Origin of the sequence: Janibacter sp. GS2 (assembly GCF_051200835.1) — a bacterium.
Taxonomy (GTDB): domain Bacteria; phylum Actinomycetota; class Actinomycetes; order Actinomycetales; family Dermatophilaceae; genus Janibacter.
Window position 1 is genome coordinate 283,432 of sequence record NZ_CP195161.1, and the last position, 16,090, is coordinate 299,521.

Below are 16,090 nucleotides of genomic sequence, written 5' to 3' on the forward strand. Positions count from 1 at the left end.
GGCGTCACGTCCACTGGGACGTGAGCCATGAAAGCGTTGGCGCCCAACGGGTTACTGTCGTCTCATGACTTCCTCCACGGGTGAGCGCACCTACGACATCGTCCTCGTCGGTGCCACCGGCTTCGTCGGGCGACTGACTGCGGCCCATCTGCGCGACCACGCGCCCGAGGGAGTGCGGATCGCCATCGCCGGACGCTCGCGGGCCAAGCTCGACGCCGTCGCCGCCGAGCTCGGTGGTGCTGCCGGCACGTGGCCCCGCCTGCTCATCGACGTGTCCGACCCGGCTGCGTGCGCGGACCTGGCGGGGTCGACGCACGTCGTCGTGACCACCGTGGGGCCCTACGCGCTCTACGGTCGTGCGCTGGTCAAGGAGTGCGCGCTCGCGGGGACCCACTACGCGGACCTCACGGGTGAGGTCCTCTTCGCGCGGGACTCCGCCGAGGCCTTCCACGACGTCGCCCGACGTTCCGGTGCGCGGATCGTCCACTCCTGCGGTTTCGACTCCATCCCCTCGGACCTCGGCGTGCTCGAGACCGCGCGGGTCGCCGCCGCAGAGGGGGCGGGCGAGCTCACCGACACCGTCCTCTTCGTGCGCAGCCTCAAGGGTGGCCTGTCCGGGGGCACGATCGCCTCGATGCGGCAGCAGACGATCGCTGCCTCGGAGTCCGTCGAGGACCGCCGGGCGATCAACGACACCTACGGCCTGAGCCCCGACCGGGCGGCCGAGCCGACTCGCGCCGACCGGGCCCGGGTGACGACGGCGACCACAACTGCACCCCGCCGACGCCGGCTGAAGGCGATCGGCTCCCGTCTCCCGGTCCGCCGCACCGAGGACGGTCACTGGACCGGCCCCTTCGTCATGGCCACGTACAACACCCGGGTCGTGCGCCGCAGCAACGCCCTGCTGGGTTGGCGGTACGGCCGCGCCTTCCGCTACCACGAGGTGACCGACTACGGCTCGCGGCTGGCCTCCCCCTTCCTCGCCGCGGGGACCACGCTCGGCCTCCTCGGCGTGGTCGGCGGGCTCTCCTTCGGCCCGACCCGCGCGCTGCTCGACCGGGTGCTGCCCGAGCCCGGGGAGGGGCCCAGTGAGCAGTCGCGCACCAACGGCCGTTTCCGCATGGAGGTCGTCGCGACGACGACGAGCGGCGCCAGGTACGCCACGACCGTCGCCGCGAAGGCCGACCCCGGCTACAGCGGCACGGCGATCATGCTCGGCCAGTCCGCGCTCTGCCTCGCCAGCGACGACGTGCCGGGCGACGGGGGCGTGCTCACGCCTGCCGTCGCCCTGGACGGGCTGCTCGTCGAGCGCCTCCGGGACCACGACTTCACCATCGAGACCCGCCGCCTCGACTGAGCCGCCTCAGTCGAGGCGCGCCTGGGGAACCGGGTCGTCCGTCCCGTCGAGCCGGATGTCCTTGTGCCATGACTCGGTCCGGTGTCCGGTGACCCAGCCCATGGACTCGTAGAGGCCGTCGGCTCCCGTCGGGCTGTCCGCGTCGACCTCGAGGGAGACCCGGTTGCGTCCGCGCCGGGCGGTGTCGGCGAGCACGGTGTGCAGGAGCGACTTGGCCACGCCACGGCCCCGCGCCAGGCGGTGCACGCCGATGTAGTCGATGTAGGTCCCCTCGCAGCCACGAGCGTCCTCGGGAAGGACGAGGGCCGCGACGGCTCCGCCCGGGACCCACTGACCCTCGACCTCGATGTCGGCGATCCACCAGTGGTCCCAGCGGTGCCCCGGAGCCTCACGCAGCCGGGCGAGGAACTCGGGGAAGGACTCCCGGTAGGAGTTGAAGTGGTCCGCGAAGGACTCCTCGATCATCGTGTACACGGCCTGCAGGTCGGCGGCCACCGGCGTGCCGTCCTCGCGCCGCGCCACACGCCGCACGGCGACACCCTCGCGCCGGGTGGTCGCCACGAGGTCCTCGTCGCCGGGCTGGGCCGGACGGGTCATCTGCAGCCAGGTGCGCGCGAGGTGGTACCCCGCGGGACTGAGCATCGAGCGCAGCCGGTCGTCGTCCTCGTGGACGGAGACGTCGAGGCGGGTGCCACCGAGGCCACGCCCCCGGGAGATCGTCAGCGCCACCTGCTCGGCCCACGCGAGCAGGATGCGCGCGAGGTCCTGCTCGTCCTCGCGGGCCAGCTCGGGGTCCGCCGTGAGGTCGACGTTGGTCCGGCCGGCGGCCCGGTCGTGGACCCGGGCCCAGACCCGGATCCGTCCCTCGGCGTCGACGACCACGACCTGACGGCGGGTCCACGCGCCCTGACCGACGGCCTCGCCGGCGACGACGTCCTCCTGGACGGCGCCAGAGCCCTCGACGGAGTGCTTCTCGGCGCGGACGAGGGCCACGATCTCGTCGACATCCGTCTCCTCCGGGGCGCGACTCGACCAGCCCTGCGGGAGCCCCTCCGGAACGATCGGGAGGAAGCCGGCGGGCGGGGTGTCGCCGCTCACCGCACGAGCCCTCGACCGCGGGGCAGGTACTGCGGTGGTCTGCGCTCGGCGTTGGCCTCCCGCGCCCGCTGGGCATTGGGCCCGAAGAGCAGACCGACCTGCTCGATGCGCTCGCGCGCGAAGGCGCGTCGCGCACCCCCGTGCCACGTCGTCTCGAAGAGCCGCTTGGCGCTCGCGAGGGCGTCGGGCGAGCGGGTGGCGAGCTCGGCCGCCAGCTCCCTCGCGGCGGCCATCGGGTCGTCGGCCACCTCGGTGGCCAGACCGATCTCGCGCGCTCGCGTGCCGGAGAGCTTCTCTGCGGTCATCGTCAGCTTCTTCGCCACGTCGATCCCGACGAGCTGCGAGAGCGAGTGGACCCCGGACATGTCAGGGATGATCCCCCACCGGCCCTCGAGGACCGACCAGGTGGCGTCCGGGTGGGTGATGCGGAAGTCGGCGCCGAGGGCGATCTGCAGGCCGCCGCCGAGACAGTGTCCGTGGACCGCGGCGATGACCGGCACGTCGAGTCGCCGCAGGGCCCAGGCCGCCTCCTGGAAGGTGTTGGTCCCGCGCCACGGACGCGGGACGAGGCGGGTGACGATGCCCTTCTGGTCCTTCATGGCCGACCCGAAGTCGAGGCCGGCGCAGAAGGCATCGCCCTCACCCGAGACGATGACGGACCGCAGTCGGCGGTCCGAGCGCAGGCCGTGTGCAGCAGCGACGAGGTCGTCGAGCATCTCCAGCGTGAGCGCATTGAGCTTGTCGGGCCGGGCCAGGCGCAGATGCGCGACACCGTCCTCGATGGTCGTCGTGACGTGGCGTGGCATGACGACCAGCCTATGTCGTCGCCGCTCAGAGCTCGTCGAGCATCCCCTGCACCGCCGACGCCAGGTCGGCCTCGCTGAGGTCCGGCGACGTGGCGAGGAAGGTCGCCCCGTCCTTCTCCGCGGTGCAGTAGATGTCGGAGCCGGAGCTGGAGCGACGGCCGCAGGAGACGTCGCCGTACTTCTTCACGGAGTCCCACAGCTGCTCGTAGTTCGACGGCTTGAGGTAGCTGGAGGCGATGACGCTGAACCTGTTGCCGTCCTTGGCATAGCTGGCCAGTGTCGTGCTGTCCGGGGCCGAGTTGCTCCACCCGTCGTAGGAGGCGGGGAAGTCCACCGAGGTCCCCGCCGGCGAGGAGGTGGACGAGTCCGTCGGGTCGGGCTCCTCGGTCATGCTGGTCGGTTCCTGCGTGGGCTCCTCCTGCGTGGGCTCCTGCGTGGGCTCCTCGCTGGTCTCACTCGTCTCGCTCGTCGGCGTCGAGTCCGGCTCGTCGTCGCCGGTCGCACGCACGATGAGGAAGCCACCGAGACAGCACACGGCGAGGAGCAGCACGAGGACGCCGGCGATGGCCGCGATGATCCCGCCGCTCAGTCCCTTCTTCGGCTGCGGCCCGGGCCCACCCTGGAAGGGCCCGGGCTGGGAGCCGTAGGGCGGTTGCCCGCCGGTCGAACCGCCGGGCGGCGGAGGGACGCTGGGACCGCTGGGAGGGTAGGCCATGGGCAAATCGTCACACAGGACGGCCGGCGCCGACAGCACCGGCGAGTCCCCGACCGGGCCCGTGCGCCCCCCGGAACGGGACGAAGGCGGGACTCCCCCTGCGAAGTCCCGCCTTCGTCGACCCCGTGGTCCCCCTGCGGACCACGGGCCGGTGCAGCTGGCGTGTCCCCCCGGTCACCTGCTGACACCGATGAATCTAGGTGGCCGGAGCACGACCGGTCGATGGGGAGAAGTACCCATTCGCTCAGCTGGTCTCCAGCAGCGCCTTCAGGCGCTGCAGGGTCACACCCATGCCGAGCACCATCTCGTGGTCGAACTCCTCGATCCCACCGAGGACCTTCGCCTGCAGCATCTTCGAGACCTTGGTGGTGCCCGTCGGTGCCTCGCGCCGGTGGGTGACGTGGGTGCCACCGGTCGCGGTCGGGGCGAGCGCGAAGGACCAGATGGTCGCGTTGTCCTTGATCCGGAAGGCATAGTCCGTGGTCGGCTCGAAGCGCACGACCTTGGCGCGGGTGGGCCACACGAGGGGGCCGCGGCGGTTGATGTTCACCGTGCGCGTGCCCAGGCCGACCGGCTCGGTGCCGACGACGTGGGTGCGCAGCACCTGGTCGCTCAGGCCGCCGAGTGCCCGCGGGTCGGTGATGAGTGCCCACACGGTCTCCGGCGGGGCGTCGATCTCGGTCTCGGTCTCGAGCAGCGGGGCATTGCCCGTCGTGGCAGTCATGCGGCCGAGCCTAGGTTCTGCGTCTTCTCCTGCTCCCGCGCAGCGCCTGTGACCTGCGCCTCCAGCGCCGTGCCCTCGACGTCGAGGTCGGGCAGGATCCGGTCGAGCCAGCGCGGCATCCACCACGCGGCCTCGCCCAGCAGGTGCATCACGGCGGGGGTGAGCGTCATCCGCACCAGCAGCGCGTCGACGAGCACGCCGACGGCCAGGGCGAAGCCGATCGGTCGGATCATCGTCAGCTCCGCGAAGACGAAGCCCGCGAAGACCGAGGCCATGATCAGGGCGGCTGCGAGGACCACCTTCGACCCGTGGGTGAACCCGGTGCGCACGGCGGAGCGAGCGGAACTGCCGTGGGCGTGGGCCTCGCGCATCCCCGAGACGAGGAACATCTGGTAGTCCATCGCCAGCCCGAAGAGGACACCGACGAGCATGATCGGCATGAAGCTGAGCAGGGGTCCCGGGGTGTCCACCCCGAGCAGGCCACCGAGCCAGCCCCACTGGTAGACCGCGACCGCGGTACCGAAGGAGGCGGCGACGGACAGCAGGAACCCGGCGGTGGCGACGAGCGGGACGATCAGGCTGCGGAAGACGATCATCAGGAGCAGGAGCGAGAGCCCGATGACGATGCCGAGGTAGACCGGCAGGGCCTCCGCGAGCTGCTCGGAGACCTCGACATTCGCCACGGTCTGGCCGGTCAGGCCGATCTCGGAGTCCGTGGCCCCACCGATGGCCGCTGCACTCGCGCTGAGCAGTCGCACGGTGGCCGCGGTCTCGGCGTCGGCGGGTCCGGCCTCCGTGACGATCTGGAAGGCGAGGGTCGAGCGGTCCTCGCTCACCCCGAAGGGGATGACCGCGTGCACCCCGCCGACCGAGCCGAGGCGTCGGACGAGGTCGGCCTGCTCCTGAAGGACCGCGTCCTCGTCGGCCGCCGCCTCGTCGAGGTCGGCGACCGCGATGACAGGACCGTTGGCACCCGCACCGAAGTGCTCCTCCACCTGCGCGTAGGTCTCGTGCGCCGTCGACTCCGCCGGCTCACTGGAGCCGTCCGGCAGCCCGAGGCGAAGGGAGAGGGCCGGCAGCGCGAGGAGGGCGCACAGGGCGACGACCCCGAGGACGACGAGACGCGGGCGGCGGGTCACGGCAGCCACGTAGGCACCACCGTGCTCCTCCTCGGGCGCGTCGACGCTCCGCTCGCCCGGGGCGCCGGGCGCGTCGAACCCGGCCCTGGCCCAGGCGCGGGTGGACAGCACCCTCGTGCCGGCCAGATGCAGCAGGGCCGGGGTGAGGGTGAGTGCGACGACCACGGCGACGGCCACGGTGGCGGCGGCGACGAGTCCCATCTGGCCCAGCAGGGGGATCGGGGTGACGACGAGGGCGATCAGCGCGATGACGACGGTCGTACCGGCGACGACGACTGCGCTGCCGGCGGTGCCGACGGCGTGGGCGATCGAGTCGGTCAGCTCGTGACCGCCGAGCAGCTGGTTGCGGTGCCGGTTGACGATGAAGAGGGAGTAGTCGATGCCCACGGCGAGGCCGAGCATGAGCGCCAGGGCCGGGGTCAGCGAGTTCATGTCGAAGAAGTGGGTCGCGGCGAGCGCACCGCCGAGACCGGCACCGACCCCGAGCAGGGCGCCGGCGATGGGCAGGCCGGCCGCCACGAGCGAGCCCAGCGCGAGCAGCAGGACGAGGGCCGCGACCATGAGGCCGACCGCCTCGCCCGGCCCGACGAGCGTGTTCTCCTGGGTGATCTCGACGCTGTACTCCGCGTCGATGCCCGCGCTCTCGAGTCGTTCGCCGATCTCGGGGATCGCCTGCTTGACCTCGGGGTCGACGGAGTTGGTGTTGCGGTCGAACTGGACCTGGGCCAACGCGTACCCGTCGTCGGTGACGAATCGGGTGTCGCCGGCCGCGTCGCGCACCGCGGTCCCCGCGGCGTACGAGGCCTTCCCCTCGACGAGGTCCTGCTGGCCCTGCCGGTAGTCGCTCTTGGCGGCCGTGAGGTCGGTCTTGCCCTCGCGCACCTGGGTGCGGATGTCGTCGAGCCTCGGGCTGTCCGGGTCGTTCTCCTCGAAGAAGTCGATCCAGGACTCGCCGTAGTCGACCTGCCCCTGCCCCGTGGAGATCTTCGTGTGCGCCGACTCGAGTTCCCGCTCGCCGGTCGTGAGGTCCTTCTTCGCCTGCCGCAGGTCGACACCCGCCTCATCGAGCGTCTGCTGGCTCTCGAAGGGGTCGATGACGTCCTTGACCTCGGGCTGCTCCTGCCACTCGTCGAAGACCTCTCGGATGGTCTCGCGCTGGGCAGCGGTGAACTCCCCCTCGTCGCTGTGGAGCACGACCGTGCCGAAACCACCGGCCGCCTCGGGGATGTCCTCACCCAGGTCATCGAGGACGCGCTCGAAGTCGCTCCCCGGCACGGTGATCTCGTTCGTCATCGGCCGCCCGAAGGCGGTGGCGCCGATCCCGACGGCGACGAGGACGGCGAGCCAGATCGCGAGGACGCTCTTGGCGTGGGTGGCACACCAGAGTCCGAGGCGGTGCAGGCGCAGGGCCATGGGGACATCCTCCTGAGGGCGGCGCGTCGCCCGGGCGACCCGGGCGTGTTCTACATTCGTAGAACACCGTCGACAAATGTAGGCGCAGGCCCGGCGAAGGTCAAACGTGGGAGAGAATGGCGGTCGTGCCCCTGTCCCCACCGCCGGTCGTCGCCTCCACGCGCGACCCCCACCTGGGGGCCGCCCTGGCGGCGCTCGTCCTCGGCGGCGTCGGCATCGGCATCACCGAGTTCGTCACCATGGGCCTGCTTCCCGAGATCGCAGCAGGCATCGACACGACGATCCCCCAAGCGGGCCACACGATCTCTGCCTATGCCCTCGGCGTCGTCGTCGGCGCACCGACGATCGCCATCCTCGGCAACCGACTGCCGCGCCGGGGTCTGCTCGTCGCGCTCATGCTGCTCTTCGCCGCGGGCAATGCCCTGAGCGCCCTGGCCTCCGGGTACGAGCTGCTCATGCTCGCGCGCTTCGTCTCGGGCGTCCCCCACGGCGCCTTCTTCGGTGTGGCCTCGATCGTCGCCTTCGACATCGTGGCCCCGGGCCGTGGCGGCTGGGCGGTCAGCCGGATCATGCTCGGCATCCCGATCGCCAATGTCGCCGGGGTTCCACTCGCCACATGGCTCGGGCAGCAGGCCGGTTGGCGCTCGGCGTACTGGCTCGTCGCGGGCATCGGGCTGCTCACGGCGGCGCTCGTGGCCACCGTCGTCCCGCACCAGCCCGGCGACAAGGAGGCCCGCGCCCGGAGCGAGCTCGCCGCCCTGCGCGACTCGCAGGTCTGGCTGACGATGCTCGTCGGGTCGGTCGGCTTCGGTGGCGTCTTCGCCATGTACTCCTACATCTCACCGATCCTGCGCAACCAGACCGGGTTGCCCGCCGACGCGGTACCGATCTACCTCTTCATCTACGGTGTCGGCGGCCTGCTCGGGACGATCGTCGCCGGCCGGCTGGTCGACCGCTCCGTCCTGCGCACCCTCGTCGGCTCCTCGATCGCCACGGGAGCCTCGCTCGCCGCCTTCGCCTGGGCCGCGAACTGGGCCGTCCCCGCCGGCATCGTCCTGCTCCTCATCTGCATCTCGGTCTCGGCCTTCGTCCTGGCGCTGCAGCTGCGGCTGATGGAGGTCGCCGGCCGGGCACGCACGCTCGGCGCCGCCGGCAACCACGCCGCGCTGAACATCGCCAACGCCCTCGGCGCGTGGCTCGGCGGCCTCGTGCTCGCCGCGGGCTGGGGCTGGCAGGCCCCCTCGCTCGTCGGGGCAGGGCTCTCCGCCGCCGGCCTGCTCATCCTCTTCCTCTCCCTTCGCGTCCACCGCGGTCGCACCACCCTCGACTGACCCCTCACCCCCGTCGGGTGCACAATCCCCCCATGAACCATCCCGACATCCGTCCCGCCACCGCCGGTGACCTCCCCGCGGTCCTCGGACTCGTGCACGAGCTGGCGGTGTACGAGCAGGAGCCGGACGCCGTGGAGGCGACCGAGGCGGACTTCGCGGCCGTGCTCTTCCCCACCGACGGTGAGCCGAGGGCCTTCTGCCACGTCGCCGAGTCCGGGGAAGGGGGGTCCCGTCGCGTCGTCGGGATGGCCCTGTGGTTCCTCACCTTCTCCACCTGGACCGGCCGCCACGGCATCCACCTCGAGGACCTCTACGTCGAGCCGGAGCACCGCGGATCCGGGCTCGGCAAGGCACTGCTGACGAACCTCGCCGACATCTGCCGCGCCCGCGGGTACCGGCGGCTGGAGTGGAAGGTGTTGCGCTGGAATGCCCCGTCGATCGCCTTCTACGAGTCCCTGGGGGCGCGGCCACAGGTCGAGTGGGAGACCTACCGCCTCGACGGCGCCTCCCTCGAGCAGTGACCCCCGTCCGGCGACGGCGTCTACGGTGAGCACCATGCGTCGTCAGCTCACCGTCTCGGACACCATCACGATCGCCGTCACCCCGCGGACCGCGTGGGAGGCCGTGAGCGACGTGACCCAGATGGGCCGGTGGAGCCCGGAGAACACCGGAGCGCAGATCGGGCCCGAGCACGAGCGGGCCGGGGCGCCGCTCGCCGTGGGGACCCCCTTCGTCGGGACGAACAAGCGCGGTCCCGCACGGTGGTCGACCCAGTGCACCGTCACCGCCGCTGACCCCGGGGAGCGCTTCGCCTTCCGGGTCCACCGGATCGGGCCGCGTCGCCCGGTCGTCCCGGGACGGATCGCGACCTGGGAGTACCGCTTCGAGGAGGTCGACGGCGGCACGCGGGTGACCGAGACGTGGACCGACGACCGGCCGTGGCCGGACGCGCTCGCGCGGGTCTTCGACGCCGCGGTGACCGGCGGAGAGACCTTCGCCGACTTCCAGCAGCGCAACATCCGCCGCACGCTCGAGCGCCTGAGGAGCCAGCTCGAGCAGGGCTGACGCCCCGGGCCTGCGACCGCCGACGTTCCGCACTCGGAGACCGGCACCGGCAACCCCCTCGAGCCCTGCCATAGTAGGCGGGTTGCACATCGCGCGAGGAGGCACCGGTGATTCAGTACGTCCACATGTTCAGCGAAGGCGATCGGGACCAAAAGGACCTGCTCGGCGGCAAGGGCGCCAATCTGGCGGAGATGGTCAAGCTGGGGCTGCCCGTGCCCCCGGGCTTCACGATCACCACCGAGGCATGCCGCGCGTACCTCACCGAGGGCCGGGTGCCACCTGAGGTGCGGGTCGAGGTCACCCAGCGGCTGCGCGACGTCGAGGACCTCATCGGTCGCACCCTCGGCGACTACGAGGAGCCGTTGCTGCTCTCGGTGCGCTCCGGCGCGAAGTTCTCCATGCCCGGGATGATGGAGACGGTCCTCAACGTCGGGCTCAACGACGACACCGTCCACGCTCTCGCCGCCTTCGCCGACGACGAGCGCTTCGCGTGGGACTCCTACCGACGCCTGATCCAGATGTTCGGCAAGACCGTCCTCGACATCGACTCCGAGCTCTTCTCCGACGTCCTCGACGCGCACAAGGAGCAGGCGAAGGTCGCAGCGGATGTCGAGCTCACCGCGGACCACCTCAAGGAGGTCGTCGCGGAGTACAAGACGATCGTCCAGCGCGAGACCGGCTCGTCCTTCCCCCAAACTCCTCGCCGTCAGCTGGACATGGCCATCGAGGCCGTCTTCCGCAGCTGGAACACCGAGCGCGCGACTCTCTACCGCCGGCGCGAGCGCATCCCGGACGAGCTCGGCACGGCCGTCAACGTCCAGGCGATGGTCTTCGGCAACCTCGGCGAGACCTCCGGCACCGGCGTCTGTTTCACCCGCGACCCCTCCTCGGGCCACTCCGGCGTCTACGGCGACTACCTGCCGAATGCCCAGGGCGAGGACGTCGTCGCCGGCATCCGCAACACGCTCGCGCTGACCGACCTCGAGGACAAGGACGCGGGCGCCTACCGCGAGCTGCGCGCAGCGATGCGTCGCCTCGAGACGCACTACCGCGACCTGTGCGACATCGAGTTCACCGTCGAGCGCGGGACGCTGTGGATGCTGCAGACCCGCGTCGGCAAGCGCACCGCCGGCGCCGCCTTCCGCATCGCGACCCAGCTGGTCGACGAGGCCCTGATCACCATGGACGAGGCGCTCGAGCGCGTCACCGGCGAGCAGCTCAACCAGCTGCTCTTCCCGCAGTTCGACCGGGAGGCCGAGCGCACGCTCCTCGCCGTCGGCATGGGCGCCTCCCCCGGCGCGGCCGTCGGTGCCGTGGCCTTCGACAATGCCAGCGCGGAGGCTGCCCAGGCGGCCGGCAACTCCGTGATCCTCGTGCGACGGGAGACCTCCCCCGAGGACCTCACCGGCATGATCGCCGCGGCTGGGGTCCTCACCGCGCGCGGCGGCAAGACCTCCCACGCCGCGGTCGTCGCGCGGGGCATGGGCAAGTGTGCCGTCGTCGGAGCCGAGGACCTCGTCGTGGACGTGGCCCAGAAGGAGATCCGGGTCGGCGAGCACGTCGTGCGCGAGGGGGACACCCTGGCCATCGACGGCAAGACCGGCGAGGTCTTCCTCGGTGACGTCCACGTCGTCGACTCCCCGGTGATGACCTACATCTCCGAGGGGATGGACGCCGCGATGGCGATCTCCGAGGACGACGAGACCAAGGAGCTCGTCGACGCGGTCGACCGGCTCCTCACCCACGCCGACTCCCGTCGACGCCTGCGGGTGCGAGCCAATGCCGACACCGGCGAGGACGCCCAGCGTGCTCGCGACCGGGGGGCCGAGGGCATCGGCCTGTGTCGCACGGAGCACCAGTTCCTCGGTGAGCGCCGCCAGCAGATCGAGCGGGTCGTCCTCGCCGACACCGACGAGGAGCGCGACGCCGCCCTCGCCGAGCTCCTCCAGCCCCAGATCGAGGACTTCGTCGAGCTGCTCACCGCCATGGACGGGCTGCCGACGACGATCCGCCTCATCGACCCGCCGCTGCACGAGTTCCTCCCGGACCTCACCGACCTCACGGTCAAGGTGGCCCTGGCCGAGGAACGGGGCGAGAGCGGCGAGGAGATCGAGCGGGCACGCGCCCTGCGCGACGCCGTGCGCTCCAGCCACGAGGCCAACCCGATGCTCGGCCTGCGCGGTGTGCGGCTCGGGCTGAAGATCCCCGGCCTCTTCGCGCTGCAGATCCGGGCGATCGCCGAGGCCGTCGTGCGCCTGCGCACCGACGGCAAGGACCCCAAGCCGGAGATCATGGTCCCGCTCATCGGGTCCAACCGCGAGCTCGTCATCGTGCGCACCCAGGCGGAGGAGATCATCGCCGAGGTCGCCGAGGCGCACAACCAGTCGCTCGACCTGCCGATCGGCTGCATGATCGAGCTGCCACGAGCGGCCCTGACCGCCAACCGGATCGCGCAGACGGCCGACTTCTTCTCCTTCGGGACCAACGACCTGACGCAGACGACGTGGGGTTTCTCCCGCGACGACGTCGAGACGGCCTTCTTCCCGAAGTACCTCGCGAACGGCGTCCTGACGATCTCCCCCTTCGAGACCCTCGACGCGCTCGGCGTCGGCGAGCTCGTGCGCATCGGCGTGGAGAAGGGCCGGAGCACCAAGCAGGACCTCAAGGTGGGCATCTGCGGCGAGCACGGTGGCGACCCCGAGTCGATCCACTTCTTCAACGCCGCCGGCCTCGACTACGTCTCCTGCTCCCCCTTCCGGGTGCCGGTGGCGCGGCTCGAGGCGGGCCGGGCGGTCGTCCTCAAGGACGACGTCGGCACCAAGTAGCCGCTCCGGCCCCTCCTCTCCCGCGCCTCCAGTTTCTCGGGTGACCCGATAAACCTCGGCTTCGCAAGAGTTTGCAACTCATGCGAACCCGACGAAAGTCTTGCCGAGCGGGGACGGGGAGGAGATCTGGCCGGGACATGACGAAGGGGGTTTCGCACCGTGTGGTGCGAAACCCCCTTCGTCATGGGCCCGGGCTGGATGGCCCCCGGGACCCGTGGGCTCAGCGCGTGGAGAGCGTGGGGTAGAAGCGGTCGCTCATCCGGTGGTCGTGGGGCATCTCGTGGGCCTGGTGCTCGTCCGCGTGACGGCGGGCCGAGTGCTTGCCCGAAGGGGTGGGGCGGAGTGCGTCGATGGTGTTCATCCAGAGCTTCTTCATGAGATCGATACTCTTCCTTTCAATCATCCTTCTCAAATTCACTTTTCTGGATAACCATTCAGTTTTCCTTCATCCATCGCTACGATCATCGGCATGGTCGACGCACACCGGGTCCGGATCTTCTTGTCCGTGATGGCATCAGGGTCGGTCAACGCCGCCGCCACGCACCTGGGGTACTCCCCGTCTGCCGTGAGCCAGCAGATCGCGGCCCTGCAAAAGGAGACGGGACTCACGCTCTTCACGCGCGACGGTCGCGGGATCGCGCCCACACCGGCGGCGCACACGCTCGCCGCGGAGAGCGAACGGCTGATGTTCGAGATGAAGCGCATCGACGCGGTCGTCGCCGACCTGCGTGAGGGCAGCACCGGCTCGCTGTCCATCGGCTACTTCGCCTCGGCCGGGTACCGGTGGATGCCACAGCTGGCCAAACGACTGCAGTCGAGGATGCCCGAGCTGACCCTCCAGATGATCCTCACCGAGGGCTATCCGCCCGGAGAGTCCCCGCCCGTCGACATCGACGTCGTCCCCGCCGACCCGTCGACCTCCGTGCGGCCCGGCCACCGGGTCACGCCCTTGATGACCGACCACTTCGTCGCGCTCGTCCCGGCGGACCACCGGCTCGCCGGACGCCGTCGTGTCGAGATGGCCGAGCTCGCCGACGACTCCTGGATCAGCAACGACATCTCCGCGGGCATCACCCAGGACATGGTCGACCGCGCGTGCCGGGCCGCCGGCTTCCGCCCGCGGTACAGGGTCGAGGCGCAGGACCACTACACGGCGACGGCCTTCGTCGCGGCCGGTGTCGGGATCACGGTGCTGCCCGACCTCGCGAGTCGCTCACTGCCGAAGACCGTGCGCCGACTGCGCCTGACCAACCCGAACCCGGTGCGCGACATCGTCGCCCTGACGGCACCGGTCGCCCGCTCCAACGAGGCGGCACTGCGGGCCGTCGAGATCCTCGAGCAGATCGCTGCTGCGAGCGCGCGGCGTCGCTGACGGGACCTGCCGGAGACCGAGGAGGGGCGCCACCCCGCCCTCGGGGTGCGCCCCCCTTCGCCCGCCTGACCGGCCAACCCCCGGCCCGCCGCAGACGTGCGCGGCATGACCGTAGGCTCGAGCCATGACGGACCGCGACTTCCGCAACCTCTACCGCCACGGCTTCGCGCGCGTCGCCGCGTGCACCCTCCCCGTGACCATGGCCGACCCCTTCGCCAATGCCGCGGCGACCCTGGCGCAGGTGCGCGCCCGGCACGAGGAGGGCGTGGCGGTCGCCCTCTTCCCCGAGCTCGGTCTGAGCGGCTATGCCATCGACGACCTCCTCCTGCAGGACGTCCTCCTGCGTGACGTCGAGGCCGCGCTCGTCGCGCTCGCCCGGGGCACCACCGACCTGCTGCCGCTCGTCGCCGTCGGCGCCCCCCTTCGCCACCGCAACCGCCTGTACAACTGCGCGGTCCTCATCCACCGCGGGGAGATCCTCGGGATCGCCCCGAAGTCCTACCTGCCGAACTATCGCGAGTTCTACGAGAAGCGCCACTTCGCGACCGGTGCCGGGATCACCGACGAGTGGTTCCGGCCGACCTTCGCCGCCGGTGAGGACGCGGACCTACTGGACGGAGTCCCCTTCGGCACCGATGTCCTCGTCCACGTCGACGACGTGCCCGGGCTCGTCGTCCACGCCGAGGTGTGCGAGGACCTGTGGGTGCCCGTCCCGCCGAGCCACGAGGCCGCCCTCGCCGGTGCGAGCGTGCTGCTCAACCTCTCCGCCTCCCCCATCACCGTCGCCCGCGCCGACGACCGCCACCTCCTCGCCCGCTCGGCCTCCATGCGCTGCAACGCCGCCTACGTGTACGCGGCCGCGAGCGAGGGCGAGTCCACCACCGACCTCTCCTGGGACGGTCAGACGATGGTCTACGAGGCCGGTGACCTGCTCGGGGAGTCCGAACGCTTCCCGGAGGGGCCCCGGGCGAGCGTCGTCGACATCGACGTGGACCGGCTGCGCCAGGAGCGGATGCGCCAGGGCAGCTTCGACGACAACGCGATCGCCTCCGGCATCGCCGCGGCCCCCTTCCGGGAGGTCCACATCGAGCTCGACGCGCCCACCGGCGACCTCGGCCTCCGCCGCACGGTCGACCGCTTCCCCTTCGTCCCCGACGACGAGGCCCGCCTGGCCCAGGACTGCTTCGAGGCCTACAACATCCAGGTCTCCGCGCTGGAGCAGCGTCTGCGCGCGATCGGTGGTCCGGGCTGGCAGCCGAAGGTCGTCATCGGCATCAGCGGGGGGCTCGACTCGACGCACGCGTTGCTCGTCGCCGCGAAGGCCATGGACCGGTTGCGTCGCGACCGCTCCGAGATCATCGGCATCACCATGCCCGGCTTCGCCACGAGCGAGCGGACGAAGACCAATGCCATCGCCCTCATGGACGCTCTCGGGATCACGTGGGAGGAGCTCGACATCCGTCCGGCGGCGACCCGGATGCTCGCGGGCCTCGCGCACCCCTTCGGGACGGACCCCGAGGCCGACCACGGGCCGGAGGTCTACGACGTGACCTTCGAAAACGTCCAGGCCGGATTGCGCACCGACTACCTCTTCCGGATCGCCAACCAGCGCGGCGGCATCGTCCTCGGGACCGGGGACCTGTCCGAGCTGGCACTGGGCTGGTGCACCTACGGCGTCGGCGACCAGATGAGCCACTACGGGGTCAACGCCGGCGTGCCGAAGACCCTCATGCAACACCTCGTGCACTGGGTCGCCGACTCCGGCCAGCTCCCGGAGGTCTCCCGGACGCTGCGCTCGGTGCTCGACACCGAGATCTCGCCCGAGCTCGTGCCGACCCGGGACGCCGACCGGCCGCAGTCGACGCAGGACATGATCGGTCCCTACGCGTTGCAGGACTTCACGCTCTTCCACGTCCTGCGGCACGGGTACCGGCCGAGCAAGATCGCCTTCCTCGCGGAGCAGGCGTGGTCCGATGCGGCGAAGGGGGCGTGGCCCGCCTCGGTGGCCGAGGAGGACCGCGGCGCCTATGACCTCGCCGAGATCAGGAGGTGGCTGGTGCTCTTCGTGGAGCGCTTCTTCGCCAACCAGTTCAAGCGGTCGGCGCTGCCGAACGGACCGAAGGTCCTGCCGGGCGGGACGATGTCACCCCGTGGCGACTGGCGCATGCCGAGCGATGTCGGCGCGGCGCGGTGGCTGGCCGAGATCGAGGACGACGTCCCCCACGGCTGAGGGCCGCGCGGACGC

At 71.2% G+C, this 16,090-nt stretch carries 13 protein-coding genes; 7 read left to right on the forward strand and 6 right to left on the reverse strand.

The genetic code is table 11. From position 1 onward, the window contains the following. The first annotated feature begins 64 nt into the window (after nt 1-64). Nucleotides 65-1,357 (forward strand): saccharopine dehydrogenase family protein, encoded by a 1,293-nt coding sequence (locus tag ACR9E9_RS01390; RefSeq protein WP_435200936.1) that lies wholly within the window; start codon nt 65-67, stop codon nt 1,355-1,357. 6 nt (nt 1,358-1,363) lie between these two features. On the opposite strand, the gene ACR9E9_RS01395 is transcribed toward ACR9E9_RS01390, so the two are convergent. The 5 genes from ACR9E9_RS01395 to ACR9E9_RS01415 form a co-directional block, all read right to left on the reverse strand. Beyond that, nucleotides 1,364-2,455, reverse strand: coding sequence for a GNAT family N-acetyltransferase (locus ACR9E9_RS01395; RefSeq protein ID WP_435200938.1), 1,092 nt, complete (start codon nt 2,453-2,455; stop codon nt 1,364-1,366). Further along, complete coding sequence (locus ACR9E9_RS01400) at nt 2,452-3,261, reverse strand: crotonase/enoyl-CoA hydratase family protein (protein WP_435200940.1); 810 nt, start codon at nt 3,259-3,261, stop codon at nt 2,452-2,454. Before ACR9E9_RS01400 ends, ACR9E9_RS01395 begins: the two co-directional genes overlap by 4 nt. A gap of 25 nt (nt 3,262-3,286) precedes the next feature. After that, the gene (locus ACR9E9_RS01405; protein ID WP_435200941.1) at nt 3,287-3,976 is read right to left on the reverse strand and encodes a hypothetical protein; all 690 of its coding nucleotides are present in this window, start codon (nt 3,974-3,976) and stop codon (nt 3,287-3,289) included. 244 nt (nt 3,977-4,220) lie between these two features. Next, a complete protein-coding gene (locus ACR9E9_RS01410; RefSeq protein ID WP_435200943.1) occupies nt 4,221-4,700 on the reverse strand; it encodes an SRPBCC family protein in 480 nt (159 codons plus the stop codon). Continuing rightward, nucleotides 4,697-7,252 (reverse strand): MMPL family transporter, encoded by a 2,556-nt coding sequence (locus tag ACR9E9_RS01415; RefSeq protein WP_435200945.1) that lies wholly within the window; start codon nt 7,250-7,252, stop codon nt 4,697-4,699. Before ACR9E9_RS01415 ends, ACR9E9_RS01410 begins: the two co-directional genes overlap by 4 nt. A 125-nt stretch (nt 7,253-7,377) precedes the next feature. Here ACR9E9_RS01415 and ACR9E9_RS01420 point away from each other — a divergent pair, with 125 nt between their 5' ends. The 4 genes from ACR9E9_RS01420 to ppdK all read left to right on the forward strand — a co-directional run bounded on the left by ACR9E9_RS01420 (nt 7,378) and on the right by ppdK (nt 12,473). Next, nucleotides 7,378-8,583 (forward strand): MFS transporter, encoded by a 1,206-nt coding sequence (locus ACR9E9_RS01420; protein ID WP_435200947.1) that lies wholly within the window; start codon nt 7,378-7,380, stop codon nt 8,581-8,583. Between the two features lie 32 nt (nt 8,584-8,615). Continuing rightward, nucleotides 8,616-9,104 (forward strand): GNAT family N-acetyltransferase, encoded by a 489-nt coding sequence (locus ACR9E9_RS01425; RefSeq protein ID WP_435200949.1) that lies wholly within the window; start codon nt 8,616-8,618, stop codon nt 9,102-9,104. Nucleotides 9,105-9,138: 34 nt separating this feature from the next. Beyond that, the gene (locus ACR9E9_RS01430) at nt 9,139-9,648 is read left to right on the forward strand and encodes an SRPBCC family protein (protein ID WP_435200951.1); all 510 of its coding nucleotides are present in this window, start codon (nt 9,139-9,141) and stop codon (nt 9,646-9,648) included. A gap of 107 nt (nt 9,649-9,755) precedes the next feature. Then, nucleotides 9,756-12,473: a pyruvate, phosphate dikinase gene (ppdK, locus tag ACR9E9_RS01435; protein ID WP_435200953.1), complete on the forward strand. Its 2,718-nt coding sequence runs from the start codon at nt 9,756-9,758 to the stop codon at nt 12,471-12,473. Between the two features lie 220 nt (nt 12,474-12,693). On the opposite strand, the gene ACR9E9_RS01440 is transcribed toward ppdK, so the two are convergent. After that, nucleotides 12,694-12,849, reverse strand: a complete 156-nt coding sequence (locus ACR9E9_RS01440; protein ID WP_435200955.1) for a hypothetical protein — start codon at nt 12,847-12,849, stop codon at nt 12,694-12,696. Between the two features lie 93 nt (nt 12,850-12,942). Here ACR9E9_RS01440 and ACR9E9_RS01445 point away from each other — a divergent pair, with 93 nt between their 5' ends. Together ACR9E9_RS01445 and ACR9E9_RS01450 are read left to right on the forward strand one after the other, a co-directional pair. Continuing rightward, nucleotides 12,943-13,845 carry a LysR family transcriptional regulator gene (locus ACR9E9_RS01445; protein ID WP_435200957.1) on the forward strand — a complete coding sequence of 301 codons (903 nt, stop codon included), beginning with the start codon at nt 12,943-12,945 and terminating at the stop codon, nt 13,843-13,845. A gap of 124 nt (nt 13,846-13,969) precedes the next feature. Beyond that, nucleotides 13,970-16,075, forward strand: coding sequence for an NAD(+) synthase (locus ACR9E9_RS01450; protein ID WP_435200959.1), 2,106 nt, complete (start codon nt 13,970-13,972; stop codon nt 16,073-16,075). The last annotated feature ends 15 nt before the right edge of the window (nt 16,076-16,090 follow it).

Coding starts and splice junctions, on each gene's coding strand:
- ACR9E9_RS01390 (WP_435200936.1), top strand. CDS start 65: ATGACTTCCTCCACGGGTGAGCGCACCTACGACATCGTCCTCGTCGGT.
- ACR9E9_RS01400 (WP_435200940.1), bottom strand. CDS start 3,261: ATGCCACGCCACGTCACGACGACCATCGAGGACGGTGTCGCGCATCTG.
- ACR9E9_RS01405 (WP_435200941.1), bottom strand. CDS start 3,976: ATGGCCTACCCTCCCAGCGGTCCCAGCGTCCCTCCGCCGCCCGGCGGT.
- ACR9E9_RS01410 (WP_435200943.1), bottom strand. CDS start 4,700: ATGACTGCCACGACGGGCAATGCCCCGCTGCTCGAGACCGAGACCGAG.
- ACR9E9_RS01415 (WP_435200945.1), bottom strand. CDS start 7,252: ATGGCCCTGCGCCTGCACCGCCTCGGACTCTGGTGTGCCACCCACGCC.
- ACR9E9_RS01425 (WP_435200949.1), top strand. CDS start 8,616: ATGAACCATCCCGACATCCGTCCCGCCACCGCCGGTGACCTCCCCGCG.
- ACR9E9_RS01430 (WP_435200951.1), top strand. CDS start 9,139: ATGCGTCGTCAGCTCACCGTCTCGGACACCATCACGATCGCCGTCACC.
- ACR9E9_RS01440 (WP_435200955.1), bottom strand. CDS start 12,849: ATGAAGAAGCTCTGGATGAACACCATCGACGCACTCCGCCCCACCCCT.
- ACR9E9_RS01445 (WP_435200957.1), top strand. CDS start 12,943: ATGGTCGACGCACACCGGGTCCGGATCTTCTTGTCCGTGATGGCATCA.
- ACR9E9_RS01450 (WP_435200959.1), top strand. CDS start 13,970: ATGACGGACCGCGACTTCCGCAACCTCTACCGCCACGGCTTCGCGCGC.